Source organism: Clostridium sp., assembly GCF_040797585.1.
In the GTDB taxonomy this organism is placed as follows: domain Bacteria; phylum Bacillota; class Clostridia; order Clostridiales; family Clostridiaceae; genus Clostridium_Z.
Genome location: NZ_JBFNEO010000302.1, coordinates 1 through 2263 on the forward strand (window position 1 = coordinate 1; position 2263 = coordinate 2263).

A 2263-nucleotide genomic window follows, 5' to 3' on the forward strand; every position below is an offset into this window, starting at 1 on the left:
ACTTCATATAAATCTATATATCCCATATATAGTTCTAGATTCCATCAAAATATGGAAAGTATATCATCAGAAGAAGAAAACAAATTAATAAACTCCAAAAAAATCCTGACTAGAAAAGAAGCAAGTGAAAAGATAGTGGATATGTTTAAATTAGGAAAAGAATATAAGATAGAAAGTCATAAGTTAATAGGCAACAAAGAAAAGGATATCTATATATGGGAATTAATGGTTATGAAATATATGGGAGATCACGGAAGTGGTACTGGTACAACAATAGATGCTAAAACAGGAGAGATTATAGATTTTTCTGACCCTGGATCCAGAAATATGGATGAGAAGAAGCAAAAATATAGTAAAGAAGAGTTACTAAAAAAAGCAAATGAATTAATAAAAAATAGTAGTCCTGAAAAATATAAAGAAGTAGAATATATAGAGAATGAAAATGAATATCCAATCTATGATGATGACAATACATCGAATTTTTTATTTGTAAGAACAGTAAATGGTGTTAAAGTTGAAAATGATGGTTTTAGAATAGCTTTAAGTAATGCTACAGGGGATGTGGTGTCATATATTCATAACTGGAGTGATTTGGAATTTGAACCTCCAAATAATGTAATCCAGAAAGATAAAGCTAAAGATATACTATTAGAAGATAAAGAATTAGTCCTAGAATATCAAAGAGAGAATGATAAAAGAGAGAAAAAAGATGTCAGATTAGTATATGATTTTAAAGATAAATATTTAATAGTAGATGCTAAAAAGGCGGAAGTTATAGACAATAAAAAAGAAACTATGGAAAAGGCGGGATTAATAAAATATAAAGATATAGAAAATAGTTTTGCTAAAAATCAAATAAATAAATTACAAGATTATATTGTTTTATTTAAAGGAGAACTATTTAAACCAAAACAAGAAATAACCCAAAAGGAATTTTTCCAGTTAATTACCCAAATCAAAGATATGTATTATTTATATGAAGATCAAAATTATATGTATGAAAGATTTATTAATGACGGAATATTAAAAAAAGAAGAAAAAAACTTGGAATCAAAGGTGACCAGAGAAGAAGCTATAAAATATATAGTCAGAGCCTTTGGGCAGGAGCCACTAGAGGATTTAGGAGATATATATAAATTGGAATATGATGATATAGATAAAATATCAACTAATCTAAGAGGTCATGTGGCAATTGCCAAGGGATTGGGAATTATAAGTGGAAAAGGAATTTTTAGACCAAAAGATAATTTAACAAGAGAAGAAGCAGCTGCCTTAATATATAATATTTTGGATAGGTAATTTTAAAAAGGGTATTGGTAAATATACAACCAATACCCTTTATTTTTTCATATAAAATTAAAACCCTTCTTTATTAGATTTTTACAACTATTGGTGATATAATATTGACAATAATATATCAATATTATATGCCAAAACTATTTAAGGAGGGTTATTATGAAATTAGTTGTATTAGGTGGAGCAGGTTCTCAAGCACTCTATGGAATCAAGGATTTAATCAATCATGGTAGCATCTTTGACGAGGTAATAATTTCATCCCGTAATCTTGAAAAAAATATGAAGATCGTAGAAAAGCTTAATTCACCAATAGTTAAAGCTGCAGAAGTTGATGTCTCTGATGAGGAGGCATTATATGAACTCATAAAAGATTGTGACGTAGTTGCTAACTGTACAGGCCCTTATCATATCCTTGCATATAAGATTATAGAAACTACAATAAGAGCAGGCAAACACTATATTGACTTCTGCGATGATATTGAAGCATTTAATGAGATATTTGAATCAGATTTACCTAAAAGAGCAGAAGAAAAGGGACTCAGTATGATAATGGGCCTTGGTGCAAGCCCAGGATTTCTATCAGTGCTAGCTTGCAGTGCAGAACAACGTTATTTTGATTCACTAGATGAAGCCATATTCTATTTTGCATGTGATGAAAAAGAACCTGGTGGTCCTGCAGTCCTTGGACATATGCTAGAATGTATACACAATGCTCCATATATCAAAGACGGAAAGAAATTCAATGAACCCTCATTCCGTGAAGAATGGGATTTCGACTTTGGAGAACCCTATGGTATTCGAAAGGTTACTAGAATAGGTCATCCTGAAGTATTTACATTCCCAAGATATTACCCAGGAATTCAAAACGTATCTATAAGATTCAGCCTTGAACCATCCTCAGCGTACGAAGGCTTTAGAGATCTTAGCTTAGCAGGTCTTACATCCACTCATGAACTTAATATCAATG

At 30.5% G+C, this 2263-nt stretch carries 2 protein-coding genes; both read left to right on the forward strand.

The features are described 5' to 3' along the window. The coding region (locus tag AB2369_RS13010) for an S-layer homology domain-containing protein (RefSeq protein ID WP_367666897.1) at positions 1 to 1299 on the forward strand (1299 nt) is incomplete at its 5' end. Positions 1300 to 1455: 156 nt separating this feature from the next. Beyond that, positions 1456 to 2263, forward strand: an 808-nt coding sequence (locus AB2369_RS13015) for a saccharopine dehydrogenase family protein (protein ID WP_367666898.1), incomplete at its 3' end; no start/stop codon positions are given.